The organism is Natronoarchaeum philippinense, assembly GCF_900215575.1.
In the GTDB taxonomy this organism is placed as follows: Archaea; Halobacteriota; Halobacteria; order Halobacteriales; family Natronoarchaeaceae; genus Natronoarchaeum; species Natronoarchaeum philippinense.
Genome location: NZ_OBEJ01000001.1, coordinates 1,248,628 through 1,272,143, shown reverse-complemented (window position 1 = coordinate 1,272,143; position 23,516 = coordinate 1,248,628). Strand labels below are relative to the sequence as shown.

The 23,516-nt window shown below is 65.8% G+C and carries 32 protein-coding genes and 1 tRNA gene; 27 read left to right on the top strand and 6 right to left on the bottom strand.

Annotation, left to right across the window (positions count from 1 at the left end):
* Positions 1-12 precede the first annotated feature (12 nt).
* The 5 genes from CRO01_RS06570 (at position 13) to CRO01_RS06550 (ending at position 4,874) form a co-directional block, all read left to right on the top strand.
* Positions 13-591, top strand: a complete 579-nt coding sequence (locus CRO01_RS06570) for a J domain-containing protein (RefSeq protein ID WP_245838509.1) — start codon at positions 13-15, stop codon at positions 589-591.
* A 57-nt stretch (positions 592-648) separates the two neighbouring features.
* Positions 649-1,812 carry an ATP-binding response regulator gene (locus CRO01_RS06565; protein WP_097008276.1) on the top strand — a complete coding sequence of 388 codons (1,164 nt, stop codon included), beginning with the start codon at positions 649-651 and terminating at the stop codon, positions 1,810-1,812.
* 100 nt (positions 1,813-1,912) lie between these two features.
* Positions 1,913-3,616 carry a GTPBP1 family GTP-binding protein gene (locus CRO01_RS06560; protein ID WP_097008275.1) on the top strand — a complete coding sequence of 568 codons (1,704 nt, stop codon included), beginning with the start codon at positions 1,913-1,915 and terminating at the stop codon, positions 3,614-3,616.
* Positions 3,617-3,729: 113 nt separating this feature from the next.
* Positions 3,730-4,305 carry a magnesium transporter gene (locus tag CRO01_RS06555; RefSeq protein ID WP_097008274.1) on the top strand — a complete coding sequence of 192 codons (576 nt, stop codon included), beginning with the start codon at positions 3,730-3,732 and terminating at the stop codon, positions 4,303-4,305.
* Positions 4,305-4,874 (top strand): magnesium transporter, encoded by a 570-nt coding sequence (locus CRO01_RS06550; protein ID WP_097008273.1) that lies wholly within the window; start codon positions 4,305-4,307, stop codon positions 4,872-4,874. The genes CRO01_RS06555 and CRO01_RS06550 overlap by 1 nt, the downstream gene beginning before the upstream one ends.
* Before the next feature lie 21 nt (positions 4,875-4,895).
* Here CRO01_RS06550 and CRO01_RS06545 read toward each other — a convergent pair whose 3' ends face one another.
* A complete protein-coding gene (locus CRO01_RS06545) occupies positions 4,896-6,104 on the bottom strand; it encodes a potassium channel family protein (RefSeq protein ID WP_097008272.1) in 1,209 nt (402 codons plus the stop codon).
* Between the two features lie 154 nt (positions 6,105-6,258).
* Between CRO01_RS06545 and CRO01_RS06540 the strand changes: the two genes are divergently transcribed.
* From CRO01_RS06540 to CRO01_RS06530, 3 genes are all read left to right on the top strand, one after another.
* Entirely contained in the window at positions 6,259-6,939 is a 681-nt protein-coding gene (locus CRO01_RS06540; protein WP_179747409.1) for a sensor histidine kinase, read from the top strand.
* Between the two features lie 62 nt (positions 6,940-7,001).
* Positions 7,002-7,919 carry an NAD-dependent epimerase/dehydratase family protein gene (locus tag CRO01_RS06535; protein ID WP_097008270.1) on the top strand — a complete coding sequence of 306 codons (918 nt, stop codon included), beginning with the start codon at positions 7,002-7,004 and terminating at the stop codon, positions 7,917-7,919.
* A 649-nt stretch (positions 7,920-8,568) separates the two neighbouring features.
* Positions 8,569-9,783 carry an orc1/cdc6 family replication initiation protein gene (locus tag CRO01_RS06530; protein WP_097008269.1) on the top strand — a complete coding sequence of 405 codons (1,215 nt, stop codon included), beginning with the start codon at positions 8,569-8,571 and terminating at the stop codon, positions 9,781-9,783.
* Positions 9,784-10,228: 445 nt separating this feature from the next.
* Here the strand turns inward: CRO01_RS06530 and CRO01_RS06525 are convergent, their stop codons facing one another.
* The 3 genes from CRO01_RS06525 to CRO01_RS06515 form a co-directional block, all read right to left on the bottom strand.
* Positions 10,229-10,705, bottom strand: coding sequence for a hypothetical protein (locus CRO01_RS06525; protein WP_097008268.1), 477 nt, complete (start codon positions 10,703-10,705; stop codon positions 10,229-10,231).
* 1 nt (position 10,706) lies between these two features.
* Complete coding sequence (mch, locus tag CRO01_RS06520; RefSeq protein ID WP_097008267.1) at positions 10,707-11,639, bottom strand: methenyltetrahydromethanopterin cyclohydrolase; 933 nt, start codon at positions 11,637-11,639, stop codon at positions 10,707-10,709.
* Between the two features lie 77 nt (positions 11,640-11,716).
* Positions 11,717-11,926 carry a heavy-metal-associated domain-containing protein gene (locus CRO01_RS06515; protein ID WP_097008266.1) on the bottom strand — a complete coding sequence of 70 codons (210 nt, stop codon included), beginning with the start codon at positions 11,924-11,926 and terminating at the stop codon, positions 11,717-11,719.
* A gap of 104 nt (positions 11,927-12,030) precedes the next feature.
* Between CRO01_RS06515 and CRO01_RS06510 the strand changes: the two genes are divergently transcribed.
* A complete protein-coding gene (locus tag CRO01_RS06510; RefSeq protein ID WP_097008265.1) occupies positions 12,031-12,912 on the top strand; it encodes an SAM-dependent methyltransferase in 882 nt (293 codons plus the stop codon).
* Positions 12,913-12,921: 9 nt separating this feature from the next.
* Here the strand turns inward: CRO01_RS06510 and CRO01_RS06505 are convergent, their stop codons facing one another.
* Complete coding sequence (locus CRO01_RS06505; RefSeq protein ID WP_097008264.1) at positions 12,922-13,233, bottom strand: MTH1187 family thiamine-binding protein; 312 nt, start codon at positions 13,231-13,233, stop codon at positions 12,922-12,924.
* A 146-nt stretch (positions 13,234-13,379) separates the two neighbouring features.
* Positions 13,380-13,450, bottom strand: a tRNA-Gly gene (locus CRO01_RS06500).
* 407 nt (positions 13,451-13,857) lie between these two features.
* Between CRO01_RS06500 and CRO01_RS06495 the strand changes: the two genes are divergently transcribed.
* Genes CRO01_RS06495 through CRO01_RS06410 form a run of 18 tightly spaced genes read left to right on the top strand, consistent with a single transcriptional unit; the run spans position 13,858 to position 23,514 of the window.
* Complete coding sequence (locus tag CRO01_RS06495; protein ID WP_097008263.1) at positions 13,858-14,778, top strand: putative RNA uridine N3 methyltransferase; 921 nt, start codon at positions 13,858-13,860, stop codon at positions 14,776-14,778.
* Between the two features lie 7 nt (positions 14,779-14,785).
* Entirely contained in the window at positions 14,786-15,808 is a 1,023-nt protein-coding gene (locus CRO01_RS06490) for a 50S ribosomal protein L3 (RefSeq protein WP_097008262.1), read from the top strand.
* 3 nt (positions 15,809-15,811) lie between these two features.
* Positions 15,812-16,564: a 50S ribosomal protein L4 gene (gene rpl4p, locus CRO01_RS06485; protein WP_097008261.1), complete on the top strand. Its 753-nt coding sequence runs from the start codon at positions 15,812-15,814 to the stop codon at positions 16,562-16,564.
* Positions 16,561-16,815: a 50S ribosomal protein L23 gene (locus tag CRO01_RS06480; protein WP_097008260.1), complete on the top strand. Its 255-nt coding sequence runs from the start codon at positions 16,561-16,563 to the stop codon at positions 16,813-16,815. Before rpl4p ends, CRO01_RS06480 begins: the two co-directional genes overlap by 4 nt.
* Positions 16,816-16,817: 2 nt before the next feature.
* Positions 16,818-17,540, top strand: a complete 723-nt coding sequence (locus CRO01_RS06475) for a 50S ribosomal protein L2 (protein ID WP_097008259.1) — start codon at positions 16,818-16,820, stop codon at positions 17,538-17,540.
* Positions 17,537-17,962 (top strand): 30S ribosomal protein S19, encoded by a 426-nt coding sequence (locus CRO01_RS06470; RefSeq protein ID WP_097008258.1) that lies wholly within the window; start codon positions 17,537-17,539, stop codon positions 17,960-17,962. The genes CRO01_RS06475 and CRO01_RS06470 overlap by 4 nt, the downstream gene beginning before the upstream one ends.
* 3 nt (positions 17,963-17,965) lie before the next feature.
* Positions 17,966-18,427: a 50S ribosomal protein L22 gene (locus CRO01_RS06465; RefSeq protein ID WP_097008257.1), complete on the top strand. Its 462-nt coding sequence runs from the start codon at positions 17,966-17,968 to the stop codon at positions 18,425-18,427.
* Positions 18,427-19,374: a 30S ribosomal protein S3 gene (locus CRO01_RS06460; RefSeq protein WP_097008256.1), complete on the top strand. Its 948-nt coding sequence runs from the start codon at positions 18,427-18,429 to the stop codon at positions 19,372-19,374. The genes CRO01_RS06465 and CRO01_RS06460 overlap by 1 nt, the downstream gene beginning before the upstream one ends.
* The gene (gene rpmC, locus CRO01_RS06455; protein ID WP_097008255.1) at positions 19,374-19,592 is read left to right on the top strand and encodes a 50S ribosomal protein L29; all 219 of its coding nucleotides are present in this window, start codon (positions 19,374-19,376) and stop codon (positions 19,590-19,592) included. The genes CRO01_RS06460 and rpmC overlap by 1 nt, the downstream gene beginning before the upstream one ends.
* A 1-nt stretch (position 19,593) precedes the next feature.
* A complete protein-coding gene (locus CRO01_RS06450) occupies positions 19,594-20,058 on the top strand; it encodes a ribonuclease P protein component 1 (protein WP_097008254.1) in 465 nt (154 codons plus the stop codon).
* Entirely contained in the window at positions 20,043-20,390 is a 348-nt protein-coding gene (locus tag CRO01_RS06445; protein WP_097008253.1) for a 30S ribosomal protein S17, read from the top strand. Before CRO01_RS06450 ends, CRO01_RS06445 begins: the two co-directional genes overlap by 16 nt.
* Positions 20,390-20,788 (top strand): 50S ribosomal protein L14, encoded by a 399-nt coding sequence (locus tag CRO01_RS06440; RefSeq protein ID WP_097008252.1) that lies wholly within the window; start codon positions 20,390-20,392, stop codon positions 20,786-20,788. The genes CRO01_RS06445 and CRO01_RS06440 overlap by 1 nt, the downstream gene beginning before the upstream one ends.
* Position 20,789: 1 nt before the next feature.
* A complete protein-coding gene (rplX, locus tag CRO01_RS06435; protein ID WP_097008251.1) occupies positions 20,790-21,146 on the top strand; it encodes a 50S ribosomal protein L24 in 357 nt (118 codons plus the stop codon).
* On the top strand, positions 21,143-21,883 hold the full coding sequence (locus CRO01_RS06430; RefSeq protein WP_097008250.1) for a 30S ribosomal protein S4e: 741 nt from the start codon (positions 21,143-21,145) through the stop codon (positions 21,881-21,883). The genes rplX and CRO01_RS06430 overlap by 4 nt, the downstream gene beginning before the upstream one ends.
* Complete coding sequence (locus CRO01_RS06425) at positions 21,880-22,404, top strand: 50S ribosomal protein L5 (protein ID WP_097008249.1); 525 nt, start codon at positions 21,880-21,882, stop codon at positions 22,402-22,404. Before CRO01_RS06430 ends, CRO01_RS06425 begins: the two co-directional genes overlap by 4 nt.
* Entirely contained in the window at positions 22,401-22,583 is a 183-nt protein-coding gene (locus CRO01_RS06420) for a 30S ribosomal protein S14 (protein WP_097008248.1), read from the top strand. The genes CRO01_RS06425 and CRO01_RS06420 overlap by 4 nt, the downstream gene beginning before the upstream one ends.
* A 2-nt stretch (positions 22,584-22,585) precedes the next feature.
* The gene (locus CRO01_RS06415; protein ID WP_097008247.1) at positions 22,586-22,978 is read left to right on the top strand and encodes a 30S ribosomal protein S8; all 393 of its coding nucleotides are present in this window, start codon (positions 22,586-22,588) and stop codon (positions 22,976-22,978) included.
* 2 nt (positions 22,979-22,980) lie between these two features.
* On the top strand, positions 22,981-23,514 hold the full coding sequence (locus tag CRO01_RS06410) for a 50S ribosomal protein L6 (RefSeq protein ID WP_097008246.1): 534 nt from the start codon (positions 22,981-22,983) through the stop codon (positions 23,512-23,514).
* The last annotated feature ends 2 nt before the right edge of the window (positions 23,515-23,516 follow it).

Genomic DNA, 23,516 nt, shown 5'->3' with positions numbered 1-23,516 from the left:
GAGAGTATATGAATGCTGGAGCACGTAGCACCGAGCGTGCAGCGATCGACGCTCCAGATGGCACTGTCCGGCGTCTTCGGCATCATGGCGGTCCTGCAGTTCGTTCTCGCGCTTCGCTTTAGCCTGTTTTTCCTCACGATCGCCGCGGCGTTCGGGCTGTCGTCGTATCTGGTGTGGTATCACGCCTCCGGGCGGATGGCCGACCGCGTCCGCCGCCGCGCCGTCGCCGGTGAGTACGAACAACGAGAACGGCGTCGCGGCGGCTTCGGCGCCGGGCCGCGACAGCAGCGCTTCCGGGGCGCACGCGGACCGTTCGAAAGTGCCCGCGGTCGGTCGCGCCGACGCCGCCGCGGAGATGCCGATGCGGCCGGACGCCGTCGCGGCGCCACCGCCAGCCAGTCCGTCACCGAGGGGCCGTCGCCGACCGAGGCCGCCCGCGTCCTCGGTGTATCCCCGAATGCCGCCCCCGACCGGATCAAGGCGGCCTACCGCGAGAAGGTCAAATCCGTCCACCCGGACGCCGACGGCGGGAGCGAGGAGGCGTTCAAGCGGGTGAACAAAGCCTACGAGACGCTGACCACCGATCAGTAGGATCGCCCCGCCTGCCCGGGATAAGAGATATGTAGCCCGAGCGGTATTCTCAGAGCGATGCGAGAGACGGTCACCGTCCTGCACGTCGACGACGACGAGGAGTTCACCGCGCTGACGGCCGAGTACCTCGCCATGGAGGACGACACGCTGGACGTGACCACGTTTCACGACCCCGACGCCGCGATCGAACGACTGGCCGGCGGCGGCGTCGACTGCGTCGTCACGGACTTCGATATGGGGTCCGAGGACGGGATCGAACTTGTCGAGCGCGTCCGGGCGACTGATCCCGACGTTCCGTGCCTGCTCTTTACCGCCCGGAACGACGGCGCGCTCGTCGAACGCGCGATCGAGGCCGGTGCGACCGAGTATCTCCAGAAGGGCCGCCCCGCCCAGTTTACGCTGCTGGCCCATCGGATCCACACCGCGGTGGCGGTCCACGCCGCCGATGGCGCCGCGTTGCACGGCGCGACCGACGGCGGCGCCGACGGCGCAGCGGCCGGTTTTACGGGCGACACGGCTGTGCCGGGTGGACCACCAGCGTCCGCTGAGACACCCCATCGAGCGGCGTCCCGCGGGGCTGGCCGCCCACCTGACGAACGGATCGAGGAGGTCGCCAGCGTCGTCAGCCACGACCTGCAGAACCCGTTGACGATCGCTCGCGGCTATCTCGAACGCGCTCGCCGCGACGGCGACGACGAGTACTTCGAACACGCCGACGAGGCGCTCGATGAAATCGCACAACTCAGTGACGGCGTCGTCACGCTAGCTCGACTGGGCAAGCGAGTCGAGCGGTTCGAGCCGGTCGATATCGAGTCAGTCGTACGATCGCGCTGGCAGGACCTCGACGCACCCGCGGCCTCGCTCACTGCCGACGATCTCGGCCCCGTCGCGGGTGAGTACAGTCGAATCAGCGACCTGTTCGAGCGACTACTGGACAACGCCGTCCGGCACGGGGCCGACGAGGACGGGTCGGTGGCTGTCACCGTCGGGTCGACGGCCGACGGCCTCTACGTCGCCGACGACGGCCCCGGCGTCCCGGCCGACCGGCGCGAGCAGGTGCTCGAAGCCGGCTACTCCTCCGAACAGGGGCGTCCCGGTCTGGGGCTGTCGATCGCCCGCGCGATCGCTGAAGCCCACGGCTGGGAGCTCTCGCTTGCCGAGAGCGACGCCGGTGGTCTCCGGATCGAGATTGACGGCGTTCGATTCGAGTACACCAATTAACCGACGGTATCGCGCCGAGCGCCGGCCGTCTCTGCAGGCACCATGCGTGTCACTGTCTCACGGTGGGAAGTCTTTTGGTAACGGTTGCCCAAGCCAGCGTATGAGCCCCGACCGGGCCGTGCTCAAGCGGGCGATCGAGCGCGGCGAGCGGGAAGGCGGCAGCGTCGAATTCAAGGAGCGACTTCAGCGCGACGTACACCTCGTGGAGGGGCGGCGCGAGAGTCTGGCGGCACAGCTTCGACACCGCGTGCTGTCGGGCGACGGCGAGGCGACCTACGTCGTCGGCGTCACCGACGACGGCGGACTGGCCGGCGTTCCCCACGAGCAGTTCTCCGAGACGATGGACGTGCTGAGCCTGCTGGCCGAGGAGGCCGGCGCTCACATCGAGGACGTTCAGACGTGGGGCGTCGACTCGGCGTCCGACGGCGGGCGGTCGATGAGCCAGCGTCCGCCGGACGACGCCAGCGACGACAGCGCGCGCAGCGACGCCGACGACGCTTCGGCCGGCGACGCCTCGACGGGATTGGTCGGCGTCGCAACGATCCGCGAGGGCGCCATTCTGGATGTCGACGACAGCCACATCGTCGTCGGCACCGCGGGCCACGTCGACCACGGCAAGAGCACGCTCGTCGGCTCGCTCGTCACCGGGCAGGCCGACGACGGCGAGGGCGGGACGCGAGGTTACCTCGATGTCCAGCCCCACGAGGTCGAGCGGGGTCTCTCTGCGGATCTGTCCTACGCGGTCTACGGCTTCGACGGCGACGGACCCGTCCGGATGGACAACCCCCACCGCAAGTCCGACCGGGCTCGCATCGTCGAGGAGTCCGATCGGCTGGTGTCCTTTGTCGACACTGTCGGTCACGAGCCGTGGCTCCGGACGACGATCCGCGGGCTGGTCGGCCAGAAACTCGACTACGGTCTGCTGACGGTGGCGGCCGACGACGGCCCGACCAAGACGACCCGCGAGCATCTTGGCGTGTTGCTCGCCACCGAACTGCCGACGATCGTTGCGATCACGAAGGCCGACGCCGTCGCCGAGGATCGACTGCTCGAAGTCGAGCGCGAGGTCGAGCGCATGCTCCGGGACGCCGACCGCTCGCCGCTGCGGATCGAGCGCCACGGCGTCGACGCCGCCGTCGAGGAGATCAGCGAGACCGTCGTTCCGGTCGTCACCACCAGCGCCGTGACGAAAGAGGGCATCGACGTACTGGACGAACTGTTCGAGCGCCTGCCCAAGACCGCCGGCACGGACGGCGAGTTCCGGATGTACGTCGACCGCACCTACAACGTCACCGGCGTCGGCGCCGTGGCGTCGGGGACGATCATGTCCGGCGAGGTCGAAGCCGGTGACGAACTCCTGCTCGGGCCGATGTCCGACGGCCAGTTCCGCGAGGTCGAGGTCCGGTCGATCGAGATGCACTACCACCGGGTCGACCGCGCCGAGGCCGGCCGGATCGTCGGCATCGCGCTGAAAGGCGTCCCCGAATCCGAGGTCGAACGCGGCATGACGCTTCTCCCGCGTGAGGCCGATCCGACCGCAGTCCGCGAGTTCGATGCCGAAGTGATGGTGCTCAACCATCCCACGCGGATCGACGACGGCTACGAGCCGGTCGTCCACGTCGAGACGATCAGCGAGGCTGCGGCCTTCTACCCCGAGGGCGGGACGCTCCTGCCCGGCGACAAGGGCGCGGCGACGGTCCGGTTCAAATTCAAACCCTATCTGATCGAGGAGGGCCAGCGCTTCGTCTTCCGGGAGGGCCAGAGCAAGGGCGTCGGAACTGTGACTGACGTTCGCCACGAGTAGTCGTCGCGGAGTACCTCGACTGACGCCGTTCGCGCCGATCGCTGTGGCGTCGTGACGCCGCCGCTGGTTCTGCCTCTCGGTAGGTTTAACATCGAACTGGATCACACTCGTGTATGGACGTCCGCCGGGAGGTCTGGCAGGTCTACCGGCAGTCGCTGCCCGTCTTGCTCGCCAGCCTCGTCGGCGGCTTGGTCGCCGGCACCGTACTCGGCTCGGACGCGATGACGCGCGCGTTCGAGCAGTTCCCCGGTATGTGGCTCCTCCTCCCGGCGTTTCTGGCGACTCGCGGGAACGTCTACGGCTCGCTCGGCGCGCGCGTCGCCAGCGGCATCCATCAGGGGCTGATCGACCCCGAGTTCGAGTGGCAACAGCGACTCGTCAACGCCGTCGTCGCGTCGTACGTCAACGGCATCACGATCTCCGTCTTCATCGCCACGGCCTCGTGGGGGCTGCTCGCAGCGCTCGGACGGGATTCGGCCAGCCTGCTCGAACTGGTCGCCGTGCTCGTCCTCGCGGGGACGCTGACCGCGGTCGTGCTGATCGGCGGCCTGCTCACGCTGATTTTCGCCAGTTACGAACGCGGGCTGGATCCGGACAACCTCGTCGGCCCGATCGTCACCACGATCGGGGACATCTTCGGCGTCTTCTTCCTGTACGTCGCGCTCGTCACCGTGGGGGTGGTGCTCTGATGGCGACCGACTCGCTCGGCGGCTGGACGGTCTCAGGCATCGTGCGCCGGATGGTGCCGATCTTGGCCGCTCTGAGCGCGCTCGAACTCGGCTCGGGGCTCGTGCTCGACACCTACGAGGCGTTTCTGGCGGAGTATCGCGTGCTCGCGGTGCTCGTTCCCGTAATGATCGGTACCGGCGGCAATCTCGGTGCAATCCTGAGCGCTCGGCTCTCGACGCGGCTCCACCTCGGGACGCTGTCGTTTGATCCCCGCGATCCGGTGCTGTGGGTTGACGTGATCGCCACGCTCGCGCTCGCGGCGACCGTGTTCGGCATCACCGGCGTCGCGGCCTTTGGGATCGGCCACCTGCTCGGCGAACCGATGGCACTTTCGAACCTGTTGGTGATCTCGCTGGGCAGCGGGATGTTGCTCGCACTGGTCGCCGCCGGCCTGAGCATCGGCGCGACGTACGCGTCCTACCGGCTCGGCGTCGACCCCGACGAGACGACGATCCCGATCGTCACCAACGTCACCGACGTGCTCGGCGTGTTCATTCTCTTCGGCGTGGCGCTGGCCGTCCTGCAGTGACCGGCGACGGGACGCCGTCGCTCAGCCTTCAGTCAATTCTTCGAACGCCTCGGCGGAGGTCCGGGTTCCCTTGGCGATCAGCACGTCGCCGGCGGCGAGTTCGGTTTCGGCGTCCGTGACGAGCAGCCAGCCCTCCTCGGGCCGACGGATGGCGATGACGCTCATGCTGACTTCGGTGTCCGGGATGCCGTCGACCACGGTGGACCCGACGAGTCGACTTTCCGGCTCGACTTCGATCCGCGAGATAATCTCGTCGCTCTCCTTGACTGCCAGTTCGACGACCGGATGGACCTCGATATCTCGGAGGACGCCTTCGCTGATCTCTAAGGCGGCGTCGCTGATCACCTCCGTCGAGATACCGAGCCGGATCAACCCGCGCAGACTGATCGGGTCGTCGGCGTCGGCGGCGGCCCGGAGCGTCCACGCCTCGAACCGGGACTGGAGGGCGTCGACCTCGACTTCGAGGTTGCGGACCTCCTCGGCCAGCGCGGCGTTGTCGAAGAGGATGCTGCTGTAGGCCAGATCGACGGCCAACTCGCTGAGGTTTTTCATGTGGACGATCGAGTCGACCGCCCGATCGAGGTCGGCGACGCTCGGCTCGTCGACCGTCGGCGGCTCGTAGCCCTCGCCGGTGTAGGTCTCGTAGACCGCTCCGATCGACTGGTCCGGGCCTCGGAGGATGACAACGTCGTCCGGTTCGATCGTCGTATTCGGGCCGGGGTTGAGGATCCACTCCGAGCCCCGGCGGACCGCGAGAGCGCGCACGCCGGTCTGGGACTCGAGATTGACATCGCCCAGCGTCCGCCCGGCGTACTCCGAGTCGGCGTCGACGGTGCCACGGACGAGCATCTCGACGGCGTCCGGGATCGCCGCCCGCATCGCGTCGGGAAGTCCCATCTCTTCGAGGACGATCTTTGCGATGTCGCCGGCGGCGTCGCCGATCTTCTCGGCTCCGGCGACGACGCCGAGCACCGGCGCCAGCCGCTCGGTGTCTCGGGGGTTGCGGGCGGCCATCAACAGGCTCATCCGCGCGCGCATCTGGAGGACGCCCATCTTCTCTTCGAGTGCGAGCACCTCTTGGGCGACCGCGTCACTCTGGTGGAGCACCGCCGAGTACGCCAGATCGATCAGCAGCTCGGAGGTGTCTTTCATCTCCACGAGGACGTCTTTGACGCTGACGGGCTCGTAGTCGATCGGCTCCGACGACACGTCGCCCCCGTAGGGTTCCATAGGTGGGGGTTTCGCGTGCGTCCCAAAAGAGTTTGTCACGGGATCGCAGCTCCTCTCCGCCGTGGCGTCGCCCCGCCGTCACTGAAATTAGATGAAGCAACAATTGGGGGATTCCGTCGCAATTATGTTAGTGAGAGTGAAAGTGTTCCCGAGGATGGGGGATACTCTGGCACAAGTGGACGCCGAGGAGAACGAGTCGTTAGAAGACGAGGAGCTACTCGAAGAGGTCGCACAGGTGCTGTCGCACGACCTCTCGAATCTCCTCACGACCGCCCAAAGCTCGCTGGAGCTGGCGCGCCGGCAACACGACGACGAGCACATCGAACGGACCGCAGCCGTTCTTGATAACTCCCAGCAGCTGACAGAGGACATCGTGACGCTCGCTCGCACCGGACGACGGTTCGACGACGTGTCTCGGACCGACCTCGCGTCGGTCGCCGAGCGAGCGTGGCTGTCGATCGACGAACCGGCCGTATCGCTGCTCATCGAGGAATCGATCGAGTTCGAGGCCGATACTGGCGGTCTCAGACTGCTCTTTGAGAACCTGTTCCAGAACGCGATCGATCACGGCCCGGCCGAGGAACTCATCCGGGTCGGCGTCATAGAGCGGGACGGCGAAGGGGGGTTCTTCGTGGCCGACGACGGCGAGGGGTTCGAAATCGACGACCCCAAGCGCGCATTCGAATCTGGACATTCGACCGACGAAAACCGAAGTGGGCTCGGTCTGGCGATCACTCGCCGGGTTGCGGACGCCCACTGCTGGACGATTACGGTCGGTGACAGCCAAGAGGGCGGCGCCCGCTTCGAGTTCACGGGGGTCGACTGCTTGGAGTGACATCGTAGAACGGTCGTCTCGTGTGGATACTCTTTTGACAATCCGCGAGCGTCTCTCGAAGCATGCAGAACAAGCGGATTCTGGTGACGGGTGGCGCTGGGTTTATCGGGTCGAATCTGGCGAACGCGCTGGCGGCCGACAACGACGTGATCGTGGTCGACGACGGGTATCTGGGGACGCCGGCGAATCTCGACGACGGCGTCGAGTACCACGAGCGCAGCGTGGTCGAGGACGACCTGCCGACGGAGGTGGACGTGGTGTTTCATCTCGCGGCGCTGTCGTCGTACGCGATGCACGAGGACGACCCGACGACGGGGGCGCGGGTGAACGTCGAGGGCTTTGTGAACGTGGTCGAGCAGGCGCGCGAGGACGGCTGTGAGACGATCGTTTACGCCTCGACGTCGTCGATCTACGGGAGTCGGACCGAGCCCTCGCCCGAGGACATGGCCGTGACGGTGAACACGGGCTATGAGGCTTCGAAGATGGCCCGGGAGACGTACGCGGAGTACTTTGGGAACCACTACGACCTGACGCTGGCGGGGATGCGATTCTTCTCGGTGTATCAGGGCTACGGCGGCGCCGAAGAGCACAAGGGCGAGTACGCGAACGTGATCGCGCAGTTCGCCGACGACATCGCGAGCGGCGAGGCGCCGGTGCTGTACGGCGACGGCGAGCAGACGCGTGATTTCACGCACGTCTCGGACATCGTGCGCGGGCTGGTGCAGGCGGCCGAGCACGACCTCGACGGCGTGTACAACCTCGGGACGGGCGAGGCCTACGACTTCAACACGGTCGTCGAGCTGCTGAACGAGGAACTGGGCACGGCTGTCGAGCCCGAGTACGTCGAGAATCCGATCCCCGAGGACGTGTACGTCCACGACACCTGCGCGGACGCCTCGAAGATGCACGAGGCGACCGGGTGGGAGCCCCAGATCGACTTTGAAGAGGGGATCCGGCGAGTCTGTCAGCAGTACAAGTAGGCTACGTGGACTCGGTTGGCGGGTGTCTCACACCACTCGTTCAAGTGCGACTGCTCAGGCGTGCCCCCGTTGTGCCGGGGGCGCGGCCGAGTGCCGGGGTATATGATGTATTGTTTCCGGAAAGTAATCGGGCGACGTCTCAGACCTGCCTTCGTCCGACTGCTCTTTGGTTCTCTCACCCACCACTCGTTCAAGTCCGTTCGACACTCACACACCACTCCTTCGAGTGCGAACCCGTCGTTCGACACCGAGGTGATTCGAGTCGCTTCTCTGGCAGTCGCTGATACCCCGGTCTGCTCCTGTGGCTACTGTCCCCTCAGTCTGATCCACGATTCGCTTTGAGCACGGCGTCGTGCAGTCGATATGGCATCGACTCGCCGTAGTGTCGCGTTGACGTGTTCAGCGTCGAGGCGTGCCGACGCCGATGCTGGGACGCCGATGGTCGATTCGACGTATTGAAACCGGGTGGGGTGTAACGCCTATCAGCCACTCTCGTGCTCGCCCGCAGAGGATGGCTGCTTGTGCCGATGCTGGTGTCGACAGGTCGTGGCGCACTCGAATCGGTGGTGTGGATCTTTTTAAATATACTCGGTGGAGTTGAGGCAGTTGATCCGGTGGTTTTATGAATAGATAGTGGTCTGGTTGGTGTATGGGCCGGTTCACTCGTCGGCGGTCGATCTTCGAGGAGAAAGACGCGCTCCGCGACGATTACGAACCGGATTCGCTGGAAGCTCGTGACGAGGAGCTCGATGCGTACACCGACGCGCTTCAGCCTGTCGTCGATGGCTGGCAGCCCAACAACATCTTTCTGTACGGCAAGACAGGCGTCGGCAAGACCGCGGCGACCGAGTACTTGCTCTCCGAGTTGGCCGCCGACTGCCGGCGGTACGACGACGTGGATCTCTCGATCGTCCACGTCAACTGCAACACGCTCAACTCCTCGTACCAGATTGCGGTTCACTTGGTGAACGAACTCCGCGATCCCAACCGCCAGATCAGCACGACTGGCTATCCCGAGGCGACCGTCTTCGATATGCTCTACGACGAGCTGGAATCGATCGGCGGAACGGTGCTGATCGTCCTCGACGAGATCGACAACATCGGCACCGACGACGACATTCTCTATGAACTTCCGCGGGCTCGGTCGAACGGCTATCTGGAATCGGTCAAGCCCGGTCTCATCGGCATCTCGAACAACTTTGCCTTCCGAGAACAGCTCTCGCCGAAGGTCAAAGACACGCTCTGCGAGGAAGAACTCCACTTCTCGCCGTACGACGCCGGCGAACTGCGCCAGATTCTGCGGTCGCGTGCCGACCTTGCGATTCGTGACGACGCGCTCGATCAGGATGTCATTCCGCTGTGTGCGGCGATCGCCGCCCAAGACACCGGCAGTGCTCGACAGGCGATCACGCTGTTGTTGCGGGCCGGCGAGCTGGCCAGTAACGACGACGCTGACGCCATCGAGGAAGCGCACGTCAGGACGGCTCGGAACGTCATCGAGACCGAACGCGTCCAAGAAGGGATGCGTCAGCTGACCGTACACGGTCATCTCGTGTTGCTGGCGGTCACTGCCCATGCGATCCGCGACGAGACGCCAGTCCGGATGCGCGATCTGTACCCACGGTACCGTCGGTACTGCGACCACCTCGCCGTCGACCCGATCACCAAGCGCAGCGTCCACGATCATCTCGGCGACCTGACGATGCAGAGCGTCCTCGAACGCCACGAACGTAACGCCGGAGCCCGCGGCAACTACTACGAGTACGCGCTGGAAGTCCCGATTACGGCTTCGTTAGACGCCCTCGAAGATGTCGGATCCTTCGACGACATCGTGGCAGACCTTCGCCGGCGCACACCACAGTAGCGGCTCACTTGAGTAGCAGTTCACCTAGTGCTACCTCCCGATCACCTGCGACGCACTTGAACCAGTGGTGTGTGGGTGTTCGAACGGCCGCTTCGAGTTCTAGGTCTCGGTTGTCGTATTTTGGTGCCGGCGAGGCTACCGTCTACCAAACATCGAGGACTGCACACTGATTTTGCGTTCGCTCTGGGTAGTTTCACCGGGCGTTCTACGTCGTCTTCTCGCCGCCTCCCTATATCCCGACTTCTCGTACCCCGACATCGTCCTTTTTTCGTTGCCCCCGTGTCTTCCCGCTGCCTCCGTTCCTCATTGGTCCTCCTTGCCTCCCCTCCCCACTCCACACTCCCGCGCACTTGAACCAGTGGTGTGTGGGTGTCGACTATCGACCCGTTCGCTCTCGCCGGGACGCCGACCACCGGCCGGAACCACATCGATGTCGACCGCACATTTACGCTTCGGCCGCGTCGGCGTCGAACAACGCCACCCATCCCAGCAGCCGCTCCGTCCGGTCGCGCCAGACCGCCTCCCAGTCGTCGTGACGCCGCCGTTCCCACTCGGGAACGTCCTCTCGAACGGCCTCGAATGCGGCGCCGGCCGCGTTCTCCTCGGCACTTTCCGCAGCGGCGTCCAGCACCGTCTCGGCGCCGACGACGCGCTCTCGCAGTGCGGTCGCCAACTCGTCTCGGTCAAAATCGTCCCGCGTTCTCGCGTAGCCGCGCTGGGTTCGCTTGACGAGTTCGAGCGCGCGCAGGAACGTCAGCCACGTCTCGGCGTCCTGTCGGCTCGTGAGCTCCAACTGTCGCTGCAAGCGCGCACAGCAGTCGGCCTGTGCGTCCGGGACCAGTGGGACGGCCTGTCGGGCCTCAGAAAGCCCGTCCAGCGACTCCGGCGGTTCGGGGACCGGCTTGAACCGGGGCGTCGACATGCTACAGGTCGAAGCTCTCCGCGAGCAGTTCCTCGTCGGTCGCGCCGTAGGTTTCGGTCGGGCCGCCGAGCACGTCGATTGTCACCTGTGCGGGCGCGAACACGCTCTCCTCGACCTCGTAGAAGTCCCAGTCCGCATCCGAGAAGATGTCGGCGAACGGACGGCCGTACTCGTCGGTCGCCGTCGAGACGACCTCGTCGAAGCGATCGAACTCCGAGTCGACTGTCAGGTACACCTGCCCGCCGTAGGCCAGCGCGTCGTTGGTGCGGCCGAGCGCGGTCTCCTCGTCGCCGGCGACCGGCGCGAGCGGCGCGCTCGCGGTCGCGCTCACTAGATCCAGCGGATCGTAGCCCAGTTCCGAGAGGCGGAACGCGGCGAGTTCGGCCGCGCGGGCGGCGGTCGTCACGCTCCCGACGACGCTCGCGGTGGGGAACGTCGGCAGGAACACGCCGCTGGTCTCGACTTCGGCCAGATCGGCGACCTGCTCAGCGACGGCCTCGTCGGGCAGTTCGTCGCTCTCGATGGCCAGCACGGTGAGGTCGAACGCGTCGTGGTAGCCGACGCGGGCGAACTCCTCTTCTTCGCCGACTAGCGCGCGGGCGGGGCCGCTGCCCAAGCCTTCGAACTCGTCGGTGCTGACCTCCCAGCCTGCTTTCTGCGCGCACAAAAGTGCCAGTGCGGGGTGGTCGGTCGACAGCTCGACGTGGGGGATCGGTGCGCCGTCGATCTCGTCCATCCGGGTCTGGACGGTCGCCAGCCCGGCGGTCTGGATCTCCGCGAGCAACAGTCCGGCCTCGATGCCGCCGTCGAAGTCGACGCCGAAGTCCAGTACCGTCGCCTCGTTGTCGAGTTCGTACGCGCCGACGTCGAGTTCCTCGGCGAAGTCGAGCGCCTCGTCGACCAGCTCGATCGCCATCCGGTTGAGACTCTCCATGCCCGGTGGTTGGTCGGCCTCCCGTTTACCAGTTCGTGATTGGGACGAGAAACGGCGCGGCCCCGATTTCGCCGGTGCTACGCGACGACTTCGTAGCCCGCGTCTTCGATAGCGCCGCTCAACTCTCCGGTGTCCGTCTCGTCGTCCTCGTAGACGACTGCGACGGTCCCGGCCTCGTGGTCGGCGTCGGCGCTCTCGACCCCGTCCAGTTCGGTGAGCGCTTCGGTGACTGTCTCCTCACACCCGCCACAGGCCATCCCATCGACCTCGATCGTGCGCTGTGTCATGCTCGGTCGAATGTAAGCGCCACGGGATTGAAGAGCTTTCCCGGAACCGGTTCGTGTCGGGGCGAGCGCGCTGCTTTTGTGCGCGCCGACCGTATAAATCGAAAATGGAGACGCGACCGATCGACGCCGACGACGTCGTCGCCATCTACGACGACATGGAGTCCCAGCAGGGCTCGTCCGACGCCGGTCCGAGTATCCACTTCGGGTTCTACGACGAGGATCACGACGACCGCGCCGCGGCCGTCGAGAACATGAATCGCGTGCTTTCCGAGGCCGTCGATGTCGGTCCCGACGACCGGGTGCTCGTACTGGGCTGTGGCGCCGGCGACGAGTCTGTCTGGCTCGCACGCCAGCGCGGAGCCACCGTCGTCGGCGTCGACGTTAGTGATCGCCAACTTGACCGCGCCCGCGAGCACGCGGCCGACCGCGGCGTCACCGATAGCGTCACGTTCCGAAATGTCGACTTCCACGATCTGACCGAGTTCGATGCCCGCTCGTTCGATGTCGTCTGGGCGCTCGAAGCGTTCTGCCACTCCGGCGACGACCGCAGCGTCCTCGAACAGGCCCGCAGAGTGCTCGACGACGGTGAAAGTGATGCAGCGTCGCCGTCCGACACTGCCGGCGGCCGGCTCGTCGTCGGCGACCTGTTTCAGCTGCCGCGGGAACTCTCCGAAACCGAACAGACACAGCTTCGGTCGGCCAACGACGCCCTCGGCGCGCGCGTCGACCCGATCGACGAGTTCGTCGAGCACATCCACGATCTCGGCTTCGAGCACGTCGACGTTCGGGACGTGACCGAGTCGATCATGCCGTCCTCGCGCCAGCGCGGCCTCTATGGACGCCTCGCGTACCGGCCGTACCAGTTGCTACAGCGCCTCGGGCTGGCGAGCCAGACCCGCGTCGACGTACTGCGCGGCTCCGGCCAACTCCATAAACTCGTCCAGAGCGGCGCGCTCGGCTACTACCACGTCACCGCCGAGTGCTGACGCCGCTAGCTACTCCTCGCTTCGCGCCACCCGTCCCAGATGCTCCTCGACGGACGCCACTTTCTCGCTCGCGCTCGTCTCGGCCGTTCGCTTGTCGTCGATCTTCAAGACCGTGCTCACCCGATCGCCGTCGACGGCCTCGTGGGCCGCCTGCGCCGCGGCGAACAGCTCGCCGATCTCGTCGGCCTCGATCACCGTTCCCATCGGGTTCGTCTCGTACTCGACATCGAACTCGTCCAGCGCATCGACCGCCTTGGCGACCTCGCCTGCCATGCTGTCCTCGATCACCGGTGCGACCGAGAGGAGTGCGACGACTGTCATAGCTGCCCCTTCTGCCGGCACAGCGGTAACTGTAGGGGGTTTGTACGCGATCGAGATGAACTGCGGCCGCTGTCTCGGAGACGAGTGAGTGGAAAACCGCACTGCTCGCAACACAGCGGTTGCTTGCGGGTTTGCTCCGGCAGAAATGCGTCGGCTGGGATTTGAACCCAGGTTGTGACCATGGCAAGGTCACGTGATACCACTACACTACCGACGCCCTTCGTCTGCATTCACAACAACGAGAGTGGATTGTAAAAGGGTTGCGAATCGAAGCGCCACCGAGAGGCCGACCCACGGGACAGAATCGCGTGCCGGCACCGGTGAAGCGGCGCGGCGTCGTCGGCGTCCCACTATATAATTCTCTTTCGCGCACGAGCGAAGCACACTCTGCACACCGACTATCCCGCTGGCTACCCAGCTCGTCGTGACGCCGTCGATCGGCGTCCGTCCGGTGCCGCGGACCGAGACCACCCGCCCCGCGAGGACGGCCGACCTGAATGTACGGGAACCGGTCACAACGCGGATGTGAACGGCTCACAGTGCCGAATCGCTTCCGCTACCCTTATACTACCGGACCGGAAAACATCGGCACAGTCTAGTGGCGAGGCGTCGAAGCGTCACGGCATGACAGTCAGCCTGCTCGTGCCGTCGTCTCTCGTCCGGGAAGCCGAAGACAAACGCGAGGCAACTCGCAAGATCGGCTACGTCGCCCGCGCGGCGACGGTGTTCCGGGCGGATCGCCTGACCGTCTTCCCCGACGCGGAAGGCGAGCGCAGGTGGGGCGGCGGGTTCGTCGAAACCGTGTTGCGGTACGCCGCGACGCCACCCTACCTCCGAAAGGAGGCTTGGGGGCGTCGGGACGAACTGGAGTACGCCGGCATCCTGCCGCCGCTGCTCGCCTCGTCGCAGACCGGCTCCGGATCAGACGGTCCGGGGTCGACAAGACAGGGAATCGTGACCGAGGTCGGACCTGACGGGCGCGTACGGGTCAATTGCGGAATGCAACACCCGATCTCGCTCGGCGTCCCTCCGGGAATGGAGGTGACCGAGGGAGAGCGCGTAACAGTCAGGATCTCTTCGCGAGAGCCGGTCCGTGCCAAGCTGGTCGAGACCCCGCTTCCGGGGTTCTCGGTCGAACGCGCGGACCTCGAGGAAGCGCTCGGCCGTGAGGACGCCGGCGTTCGGATCGCAACGTCGAGATTCGGCGAGAATCTCACCACGTCGCGGATCGGAACGCTGGCCGGACGCGTCAGAAGCGAGGGTACAACCGTCGCTTTCGGCGCGCCCGAGAGAGGGCTTCCGGCGATGCTCGACGGAGTTTCCGTCGAGGACGTTGCCCCCGAGGGGCAACGAGGTGGCGGGGACGCCGTCCCCGCCGAAAGCGAATCGAGCGACGGGGGCGACTCGTCGCGGATCGACGTCGAATCGGACGCACCCAACCGGTTCGACCTCTGGTTGAACACGGTCCCGAATCAGGGCAGCGAGGTCGTGCGAACTGAAGAAGCGATGTTCGCCTCCCTCGCCTGCCTGACACTCCCAGAGTGAACTAACAATGCCACAACCAAGCAGACCACGCAAAGGCTCGTTGGGGTTCGGCCCCCGCAAGCGCGCGACCAGTGAGGTTCCGCGCTTCCGATCGTGGCCGGACGACGACGGACAGCCGACGCTGCAGGGGTTCGCCGGTTACAAGGCCGGCATGTCTCACGTGGTGATGATCAACGACGAAGCCGACTCCCCCCGCGAAGGAATGGAGGAGACGGTTCCCGTCACCATCGTCGAGACCCCGCCCATGCGGGCGGTCGCCCTGCGAGCGTACGAGGACACACCATACGGTAAGACGCCCCTGACGGAGGTCTGGGCCGACGAGTTCCACGAGGAACTCGACCGGACGCTGGACCTTCCCGAGGACCACGACCGTGACGCCGCCGAGTCCGAGATCCGAGAGACCCTCGAGGAGGGTCGGATCGCGGACCTGCGGATGATCACGCACACGGTCCCCGAGGAAATCAAGAGCGTCCCCAAAAAGAAGCCCGATGTCATGGAGACCCGGATCGGCGGCGGCTCCCTCGCGGACCGCCTCGACTACGGTCTCGAACTGCTGGAGGATGGCGGCGAGCACGCCGCCGACCAGATCTTCCGGCCCGGCGAGTATCTCGACGTCGCCGGCGTCACCAAGGGCAAGGGCACCCAAGGCCCCGTCAAGCGCTGGGGCGTCCAGAAACGCAAAGGCAAGCACGCCCGCCAAGGCTGGCGGCGCCGGATCGGTAACCTCGGCCCCTGGAACCCGTCGCGCGTTCGCTCGACGGTTCCCCAGCAGGGTCAGACCGGCTACCACCAGCGGACGGAGCTCAACAAGCGCCTCATCGACCTCGGCGACGCCAGCGAGGACGGCGTCACGCCCGAGGGCGGCTTCGTCAACTACGGCGAAGTCGAAGGCAACTACGCGCTCATCAAGGGCTCGGCACCGGGCCCCGAGGAGCGCCTGCTCCGACTTCGGACGGCGGTGCGACCGAACGACCAACCGCGCCTCGACCCCGAGGTGCGCTACGTAGCAACGGAGTCGAACCAGGGATAACTTATGCAGGCAACAGTACGCGACCTGGACGGCGAGGACGCGGGCACGGTCGATCTGCCGGAGGTCTTCGAGACCACCGTTCGGCAGGACCTGATCGAGCGCGCGGTGCTCGCCGCACAGGCCAACCGAAAGCAAGACTACGGCGCAGACGAGTACGCCGGCCTCCGAACCCCGGCCGAGTCGCCGGGTAGCGGCCGCGGCATGGCCCACGTGCCCCAGGAGAACGGGCAGGCCCGCCGCGTCCCCCAGACAGTCGGTGGTCGCAAGGCCCACCCCCCGAAAGAGGAGAAGGATCAGGGCCTCGACCTCAACACGAAAGAGCGCAAGAAGGCAGTCCGCTCGGCGATCGCCGCCACGACGGACGCCGATCTGGTGGCCGAGCGCGGTCACGAGTTCGACGAGGACCTCGAACTGCCGCTCGTCGTCGACGACGAGTTCGAGGATCTCGTGAAGACCCAAGAGGTCGTCGCGCTGCTCGAATCCCTCGGCGTTCACGAGGACATCGAACGCGCCGACGAGAACCGATCGGTCCGCGCCGGTCGCGGTACGACCCGCGGACGGAAGTACAAGACGCCGAAGTCGATCCTCTTTGTCACGTCGAGCGAGACCGGCCCCTCGAAGGCCGCACGCAACCTCGCCGGCGCCGACGTCGCAACGGCCGCCGAGGTCAACGCGGAAGACCTCGCGCCCGGTGCGCAGGGCGGTCGACTGACGGTGTTCACCGAGAGCGCACTCGAGGAGGTGGCCGACCGATGAGCGATATCATCGTTCACCCGCTGGTCACCGAGAAGGCGATGAACGACATGGACTTCGAGAACAAGCTCCAGTTCATCGTCGATGTCGACGCCACCAAGCCCGAGATCAAGGAGGCCGTCTCCGAGCGCTTCGACGTCGACGCCGTCGGCGTCAACACGCAAGTCACGATGGACGGCACCAAGAAGGCCACCGTCGAACTCAGTGAGGACGACGCGGCCGACGAGGTCGCCTCCAGAATCGGGGTGTTCTAAAAATGGGACGACGAATTCAGGGACAACGACGCGGACGCGGCGGCTCGACGTTCCGAGCTCCCTCGCACCGCTACAAGTCCGACAAACAGCACAAGACCGCAGAGGACAGCGACCTCGTCGCTGGCGACGTCATCGACATCACGCACGACCCCGCGCGCTCTGCGCCCGTGGCGGTCGTCGAGTTCGACGACGGCGACCAGCGCATGGTGCTGGCGCCCGAAGGCGTCGGCATCGGCGACCGAATTCAGGTCGGCATCTCCGCGGAGATCAAGCCCGGCAACACCCTGCCGCTGGCCGAGATCCCGGAGGGTGTTCCGGTCTGTAACGTCGAGGCGAGCCCGGGCGACGGCGGTAAGTACGCCCGTTCCTCCGGCGTGAGCGCGGACCTGATCACCCACGACCGCGACGCCGCGGTCGTCCAGCTCCCCTCGGGCGAGGTCAAGCGCCTCGACCCTGACTGCCGAGCAACCATCGGCGTCGTCGCCGGTGGCGGACGGACGGAAAAGCCGTTCGTCAAGGCCGGCAACAAGTACCACAAGATGAAAGCTCGCGGGTCGAAGTACCCGCGCGTCCGTGGTGTGGCGATGAACGCCGTCGACCACCCGTTCGGTGGCGGCGGCCGCCAGCACCCCGGCAAACCCAAGAGCGTCTCGCGGGACACGCCCCCGGGCCGCAAAGTCGGCGACATCGCGTCCAAGCGAACTGGACGAGGTGGTAACGAATGAGCGAATCCGAATACCGAACCGGCCGCGAAGGTGAGTTCACCTACCGCGGTCACACACTCGACGAGCTGCAGGAGATGGACATCGAGGAGGTCGCGGAACTGCTCCCCGCACGCCAGCGGCGAACTATCGAGCGCGGGCTCGGCGTCGAGCACGAGAAGCTGCTCGACAAGGCCAGCGAGAAGGGCGAAGAGGAGACCGCCAACGACCCGATCCGAACGCACCTGCGCGACATGCCGGTGCTGCCGGAGTTCGTCGGTCTGACCTTCGCGGTCTACACCGGCCAGAGCTTCGAGCGGGTTCAGGTAGAGCCCGAGATGATCGGCCACTACCTCGGCGAGTTCCAGCTCACCCGAACGTCGGTCGAACACGGACAGGCCGGCATCGGCGCGACGCGCTCGTCGAAGTTCGTACCGCTCAAGTAAACCATGGGAATCAACTACAGCGTCGACGTGGACCCGGATTCGACGGCGAAAGCCATGCTCCGGGAGCGTCACATGAGCCACAAGCACAGCAAGGCGATCGCCCGGGAGATCAAGGGCAAGACCGCCGCCGAGGCCACCGAGTACCTCGAAGCGGTCATCGCGGAGGACCAGCCCGTCCCGTTCCGCCAGCACAACAGCGGCGTCGGCCACAAGTCCGGCGTCGACGGCTGGGACGCCGGTCGCTACCCCGAGAAGGCAAGCGGCGAGTTCCTCGACCTGATCGAGAACGCCGTCAACAACGCCGATCATCAGGGGTTCGACGGCGAGGAGATGGTCATCGAGCACGTCGCCGCCCACAAGGTCGGCGAGGTGCAGGGCCGCAAGCCCCGCGCGATGGGCCGAGCGACCGCCTGGAACACGCCGGAAGTGGACGTCGAACTCATCCTCAAGGAGGCTGACGAATAATGGCAGACGAGCAACAGTTCATCGACGACGGGATGCAAAAGTCCCAGATCGACGAGTTCTTCGCCGAGGAACTGGGTCGCGCCGGCTACGGCGGCATGGACGTCGCCAAGACGCCGATGGGCACCCAGATCGTCCTCAAGGCCGAAAAGCCCGGTATGGTGATCGGTAAGGGCGGCGAGAACATCCGCAAGATCACTACCGCCCTCGAAGAGCGGTTCGACCTCGAGGACCCCCAGATCGACGTGCAGGAGGTCGACGAGCCGGACCTGAACGCCCGGATCGTCGCCGACCGTCTGGCCAACGCGCTCGAACGTGGCTGGTACTTCCGCAAGGCGGGCCACACCACGCTCGAACGCATCATGGACGCCGGCGCGCTGGGCGCCGAGATCGTCCTGTCCGGGAAGGTCACCGGCGCGCGTTCGCGCGTCGAGAAGTTCAACGACGGGTACATCAAGCACAACGGCGAACCCGCCGAGTCGATCGTCGACCACGGTCAGGGCGTCGCCGTCATGAAGCTCGGTACCATCGGCGTGGACGTGAAGATCATCCCGCCGGGCGCCGAGCTGCCCGACGACTTCGACATCGAGGAGGACGCCGACGTGTCCGAGCTCGAAGCCGAAGTCGAGACCGACGAGGGCGTCGAGGAACTCCTCGAAGAGCCCGACGAAGAGGAACTCGAAGAGCTCGAAGCCGACGCCGAGGCCAGTGAGGCTGACGCCGACGCTGATTCGGCCGAAGAAGTTCTCGACGAGGAAGTCGTCGAGGAGGCCAGCGAGGCCGCCGACGAGGACTTCGAGGATGTCGAAGTCCCCGGCGACGAGGACGAGGAGATCGCCGAGGAGCTCGACGAGCTCGAAGCCGATGTCGAAGAGCAGGCTGACGAGATGCTCGAGGAGATGGAAGAAGAGGCCGACGACGAGGACTCCGAAGAGGGAGGTGACGCCTGATGGCGGTGCTTCACCCCGAGGAGATCCGCGACATGACCCCCGCCGAACGCGAGGCCGAACTTGAGGAGTTCGAGACCGAACTGCTCAACGCCAAGGCCGTGCAGGCGGCGGGTGGCGCCCCGGAGGATCCGGGTCGTATCAGCGAGCTTCGCAAGGCCGTCGCGCGGATCAAGACGATCCAGCGCGAGGAAGGCGATCTCGCAGACGACGAGGAGTAACATGCCACTGACACCCGAGACGCTACCGCGACACGAGCTCAACGGCTTGCACGTGCAGGTCGTCGAGGCTTCGAACCCCGATCTCGTCGGGATCGAGGGACGAGTCGTCGTCGAGACGGCTCACACCCTCCACGTAGACAGCGGTGCGTCCCGGGTGCGACAGGTGCCAAAGCAGGGATCGACGTTCGAGTTCGTGCTCGAGACGCGTGCCGACGCGCACGCCACAGATGAAGCCGCCGGGGCCGAGAAGGGCCCGGGGATCGCGTCAGAACTGGAGGCAGGGCAGACGGCGACCGCGCAGGAGGAACCTGCGCTTGCCGGCCGATCGGCCGGCGATCGGGAAACCGACGCCGCCGCCGCCTCCGGCGATGGCGCGACCTACGTTACGGTGGATGGCTCACGACTGCTCTCACGACCCGCAGAACGCACCGAAACACGAGGTAATTCACCATGGCAATCGGATTAAACGTACCAGAGCCGGAGTCCACCTGCTCCGACGAGAACTGCCCGTTCCACGGATCGCTATCCGTGCGCGGTCAGACGCTCGAAGGCGAGGTGGCCTCCACAGACATGACGAAGACCGTGATCGTCGAGCGGGAGTACGACGTGAACGTTCCGAAGTACGACCGACTGATGAAGCGACGCAGCCGAGTGCCGGCCCACGCGCCGGAGTGTCTCGGCCTTTCGGTCGGCGACACGGTCCGCATCGCAGAGACGCGACCGCTCTCGAAGACCAAGAGCCACGTCGTCGTCGAGCAGGTCGACGGCGAGGACGCCGCCACCGGAGGTGGCGACTGATGGAAGCGCTCAATGCTGACGTGACCCAGGGCCTCGAGAAGGGCTCGCTGATCACGTGTGCCGACAACACCGGCGCCCGTGAGCTGAAGGTCATCAGCGTGTCGGGATACTCCGGCACCAAGAGCCGCCACCCCAAGGCGGGTCTGGGCGACAAGATCACCGTGTCGGTCACCAAGGGGACGCCCGAGATGCGTCGCCAGGTGCTCGAGGCAGTGGTCGTCCGCCAGCGCAAGTCGATCCGTCGACCCGACGGCACGCGCCTCAAGTTCGAGGACAACGCGGCCGTCATCATCGACGAGAACGAGGAGCCCCGCGGGACCGAGATCAAGGGTCCCATCGCGCGGGAGGTCGCAGAGCGGTTCGGAAGTATCGCAAGCACCGCTACGATGATCGTATAGCATGACACGACAACCACGCAAACAGCGAAATCAGACGGACAACGCGCCCCTGCACGAGCGACACAAGCAGGTCCACGCCACACTGTCCGGCGACCTCCGCGAGGAGTTCGACCGTCGTCGCGCCCGCGTCAACGCGGGCGACACGGTCGAGGTCATGCGCGGCGACTACGCCGGCGAGGAGGCCGAAGTCGTCGAGGTCAACCTGAAAGACGGCGTCGTCCACGTCGAGGACGTTACCCTCGAGAAGGCCGACGGCGAGGAGGTTCCGCGGCCGCTGGACGCCAGCAACCTGCGGATCACCGACCTCGACCTCGAGGACGACCGGCGCGAGGACCGTCTCCGAGGTGATAGCGAATGACGAAACACCAGAAACGACTGTCAGCACCGGACTCCTGGCCAGTCGAGCGCAAGACCGAGACCTTCACCGTGAAGGCCGGTTCCGGCCCGCACGGACGCGAGGGCGTTCCTCTCGTCGTCCTGCTGCGGGACGTGCTCGGCTACGCCGACTCGAAGAAGGAAGCGCGCTACGCGCTGAACAACGATGCGGTCCTCGTCAACGGCGTCGCCGTCTCCGACGAGAGCCGCCCGATCGGGATGTTCGACATCTTGGCCTTCACCGAGCGCGAGGAGTACTACCGCGTCTTCCCCGACGAGGGCGGCCGACTCGCTCTCTCCGAGATCGACGCCGACGCCGCGGGTAGCAAGCTCGGCAAGATCGAGGACAAGCAGCAGGTCCCCGGCGGGGACACCCAGCTCAACCTCCACGACGGGCAGAACCTGCTCGTCGAGGACGGGAGCCAGTACGGCGGCGGCGACTCGATCGTCGTCGACAACGAGACCACCGAGGTCGTCGCGCACTTCCCCTACGAGGAGGGTGCGCTCGTCACGGCCGTCCGCGGCCAGCACGCCGGCGAAATCGGCCGGATCGACGAGATTCAGGTCACGCCCGGCAGCGGCGACAACGGCGTCCTCGTCGAGGGCGTCGACGGCAGCGGCGACTTCGAGACCGTCGAGCCCTACGTCGTCGTCATCGACGAGAACTTCGTCGAGGGCGGCCTCGACGACGCCGACGACACGGAGGAGGATGACGAATGAGCGAAGCTGAAGCGGAGTTCCACGAGATGCGCGAGCCGCGCGTCGAGAAGGTCGTCGTCCACATGGGCGTCGGTCAGGGCGGCCGCGAACTCGCCAACGGCGAGGAGATCCTCGAAGAGGTCACCGGACAGGACAGCGTTCGCACGCTGGCCAAGTCCACCAAGCCCGACTTCGGCATCCGTCAGGGCGACCCGATCGGTGCGAAGGTCACCCTTCGCGCCGACGACGCCGAGGAGTTCCTCGAGACCGCGCTGCCGCTGGCCGAACTGCGCGCGTCGCAGTTCGACGACACCGGCAACTTCAGCTTCGGGGTCGAGGAACACACCGACTTCCCGAGCCAGGAGTACGATCCGAGCATCGGGATCTTCGGACTGGACGTCACCGTCAACCTTGTGCGTCCCGGCTACCGCGTCGCAAAGCGCGACAAGGCCAGCCGCTCGATCCCCTCGAACCACCGACTCGACCCCGAGGACGCGATCCGCTACGTCGAGTCGACCTTCGACGCGGAGGTATCCAAATGAGCGAAAGCGAGAACGGCAACGAACAGACGGGCGAGCACGCCACCAAGCGCACCGGCCAGCTCGAAGAGTGCCAGCGCTGTGGCCGCAAGCAAGGTCTCGTCGGTAAGTACGACATCTGGCTGTGCCGACAGTGCTTCCGCGAGATCGCCCGATCGATGGGATTCAAGAAGTATCGATAACCATGACAGCAAACGATCCCCTCAGCAACGCGCTTTCGGGCATCAGCAACGCCGAGAGCGTGGGGCATCTCACCCACGAGGTATCGCCCGCCTCCAACGAGATCGGACAGGTACTCGAGGTCTTCTACGACCGCGGGTACGTCGACGGCTTCGAGTTCGTCGACGACGGCAAGTCCGGTCAGTTCGAGGTCGAATTGAAGGGTGCCATCAACGAGTGCGGGCCCGTCAAGCCCCGTTACTCCGCCGGCGCCGACGAGTTCGAGAAGTGGGAGAAGCGATTCCTCCCCGCCCGCGACTACGGGACGCTCGTCGTCACGACCAGCCACGGCATCATGAGCCACTACGAGGCCCGCGAACAGGGCATCGGTGGCCAGGTCATCGCGTACGTGTACTGACAATGAAGGTAACAGTCGAACTACCTGACGAGGTCAGCGCCGAGGTCGACCACCTCGACCTGACCGTCGAAGGACCGAACGGAAGCGTCACCCGGCGCCTCTGGTATCCCGACGTGTCCGTCTCGGTCGACGACGGTGCGGTCGTCGTCGAATCCGAGGCCGAGGACGCAAAGACCACCGCGACGGTCGGCACGTTCGAGAGCCACGTCGAGAACATGATCCACGGCGTCTCGGAAGGCTGGGAGTACACCATGGAGGTTTTCTACTCTCACTTCCCGATGCAGGTTCGCGCCGAGGGTGGCGAGGTCGTGATCGAGAACTTCCTCGGCGAGAAGGCCGCCCGTCGGACGCAGGTCCACGGCGACACCGACGTCGAGGTCGACGAGGAGATGATCACGCTCTCGGGCCCCGACAAGGAAGCGGTCGGTCAGACCGCCGCCGACATCGAGCAGCTGACGAAAGTTACGGGCAAGGACGTTCGCGTCTTCCAAGACGGCGTCTACATCACCGAGAAGCCCAGCAAAGGAGGTGCCTGATA

Coding starts and splice junctions, on each gene's coding strand:
- CRO01_RS06570 (WP_245838509.1), top strand. CDS start 13: ATGCTGGAGCACGTAGCACCGAGCGTGCAGCGATCGACGCTCCAGATG.
- CRO01_RS06565 (WP_097008276.1), top strand. CDS start 649: ATGCGAGAGACGGTCACCGTCCTGCACGTCGACGACGACGAGGAGTTC.
- CRO01_RS06560 (WP_097008275.1), top strand. CDS start 1,913: ATGAGCCCCGACCGGGCCGTGCTCAAGCGGGCGATCGAGCGCGGCGAG.
- CRO01_RS06555 (WP_097008274.1), top strand. CDS start 3,730: ATGGACGTCCGCCGGGAGGTCTGGCAGGTCTACCGGCAGTCGCTGCCC.
- CRO01_RS06550 (WP_097008273.1), top strand. CDS start 4,305: ATGGCGACCGACTCGCTCGGCGGCTGGACGGTCTCAGGCATCGTGCGC.
- CRO01_RS06545 (WP_097008272.1), bottom strand. CDS start 6,104: ATGGAACCCTACGGGGGCGACGTGTCGTCGGAGCCGATCGACTACGAG.
- CRO01_RS06540 (WP_179747409.1), top strand. CDS start 6,259: ATGGGGGATACTCTGGCACAAGTGGACGCCGAGGAGAACGAGTCGTTA.
- CRO01_RS06535 (WP_097008270.1), top strand. CDS start 7,002: ATGCAGAACAAGCGGATTCTGGTGACGGGTGGCGCTGGGTTTATCGGG.
- CRO01_RS06530 (WP_097008269.1), top strand. CDS start 8,569: ATGGGCCGGTTCACTCGTCGGCGGTCGATCTTCGAGGAGAAAGACGCG.
- CRO01_RS06525 (WP_097008268.1), bottom strand. CDS start 10,705: ATGTCGACGCCCCGGTTCAAGCCGGTCCCCGAACCGCCGGAGTCGCTG.
- mch (WP_097008267.1), bottom strand. CDS start 11,639: ATGGAGAGTCTCAACCGGATGGCGATCGAGCTGGTCGACGAGGCGCTC.
- CRO01_RS06515 (WP_097008266.1), bottom strand. CDS start 11,926: ATGACACAGCGCACGATCGAGGTCGATGGGATGGCCTGTGGCGGGTGT.
- CRO01_RS06510 (WP_097008265.1), top strand. CDS start 12,031: ATGGAGACGCGACCGATCGACGCCGACGACGTCGTCGCCATCTACGAC.
- CRO01_RS06505 (WP_097008264.1), bottom strand. CDS start 13,233: ATGACAGTCGTCGCACTCCTCTCGGTCGCACCGGTGATCGAGGACAGC.
- CRO01_RS06495 (WP_097008263.1), top strand. CDS start 13,858: ATGACAGTCAGCCTGCTCGTGCCGTCGTCTCTCGTCCGGGAAGCCGAA.
- CRO01_RS06490 (WP_097008262.1), top strand. CDS start 14,786: ATGCCACAACCAAGCAGACCACGCAAAGGCTCGTTGGGGTTCGGCCCC.
- rpl4p (WP_097008261.1), top strand. CDS start 15,812: ATGCAGGCAACAGTACGCGACCTGGACGGCGAGGACGCGGGCACGGTC.
- CRO01_RS06480 (WP_097008260.1), top strand. CDS start 16,561: ATGAGCGATATCATCGTTCACCCGCTGGTCACCGAGAAGGCGATGAAC.
- CRO01_RS06475 (WP_097008259.1), top strand. CDS start 16,818: ATGGGACGACGAATTCAGGGACAACGACGCGGACGCGGCGGCTCGACG.
- CRO01_RS06470 (WP_097008258.1), top strand. CDS start 17,537: ATGAGCGAATCCGAATACCGAACCGGCCGCGAAGGTGAGTTCACCTAC.
- CRO01_RS06465 (WP_097008257.1), top strand. CDS start 17,966: ATGGGAATCAACTACAGCGTCGACGTGGACCCGGATTCGACGGCGAAA.
- CRO01_RS06460 (WP_097008256.1), top strand. CDS start 18,427: ATGGCAGACGAGCAACAGTTCATCGACGACGGGATGCAAAAGTCCCAG.
- rpmC (WP_097008255.1), top strand. CDS start 19,374: ATGGCGGTGCTTCACCCCGAGGAGATCCGCGACATGACCCCCGCCGAA.
- CRO01_RS06450 (WP_097008254.1), top strand. CDS start 19,594: ATGCCACTGACACCCGAGACGCTACCGCGACACGAGCTCAACGGCTTG.
- CRO01_RS06445 (WP_097008253.1), top strand. CDS start 20,043: ATGGCAATCGGATTAAACGTACCAGAGCCGGAGTCCACCTGCTCCGAC.
- CRO01_RS06440 (WP_097008252.1), top strand. CDS start 20,390: ATGGAAGCGCTCAATGCTGACGTGACCCAGGGCCTCGAGAAGGGCTCG.
- rplX (WP_097008251.1), top strand. CDS start 20,790: ATGACACGACAACCACGCAAACAGCGAAATCAGACGGACAACGCGCCC.
- CRO01_RS06430 (WP_097008250.1), top strand. CDS start 21,143: ATGACGAAACACCAGAAACGACTGTCAGCACCGGACTCCTGGCCAGTC.
- CRO01_RS06425 (WP_097008249.1), top strand. CDS start 21,880: ATGAGCGAAGCTGAAGCGGAGTTCCACGAGATGCGCGAGCCGCGCGTC.
- CRO01_RS06420 (WP_097008248.1), top strand. CDS start 22,401: ATGAGCGAAAGCGAGAACGGCAACGAACAGACGGGCGAGCACGCCACC.
- CRO01_RS06415 (WP_097008247.1), top strand. CDS start 22,586: ATGACAGCAAACGATCCCCTCAGCAACGCGCTTTCGGGCATCAGCAAC.
- CRO01_RS06410 (WP_097008246.1), top strand. CDS start 22,981: ATGAAGGTAACAGTCGAACTACCTGACGAGGTCAGCGCCGAGGTCGAC.